Here is a 219-nt window from a genome sequence, read left to right as displayed (position 1 = left end):
GTTGAGTGTGGTTGGGCGAGGGAGCGTAGTGATGGTGAAGAAGATATTGTTAGCTGTAAAGAGTTGGGATGGGGGAAAGATGAGGAGTGTGAGGGGGAGTGCGAAGGATATGGGCATGAAGATGGTGTGGAGTGGTGAGTGGGGGGGAAGGAGGGGAGGAGGAATAGTGAAGATGAGAAGGATGTGGAGTGGTAGATAAGTAGGAGGGATGAAGGGAGG

Annotated in this window: 1 protein-coding gene; it reads left to right on the top strand. The window is 52.5% G+C overall.

Going from position 1 to position 219, the window contains the following annotated elements; translation table 11 throughout:
• Positions 1-199: hypothetical protein (locus FS628_RS31835; protein WP_222125375.1), on the top strand; the 199-nt coding region annotated here is incomplete at its 5' end.
• Positions 200-219: the final 20 nt, after the last annotated feature.

The organism is Paenibacillus xylanexedens (genome assembly GCF_007676705.1).
GTDB classification, from domain to species: Bacteria; Bacillota; Bacilli; order Paenibacillales; family Paenibacillaceae; genus Paenibacillus; species Paenibacillus xylanexedens_C.
The sequence above is the reverse complement of the archived record's forward strand: the minus strand, read 5'-3'. Positions and strand labels throughout refer to the sequence as shown.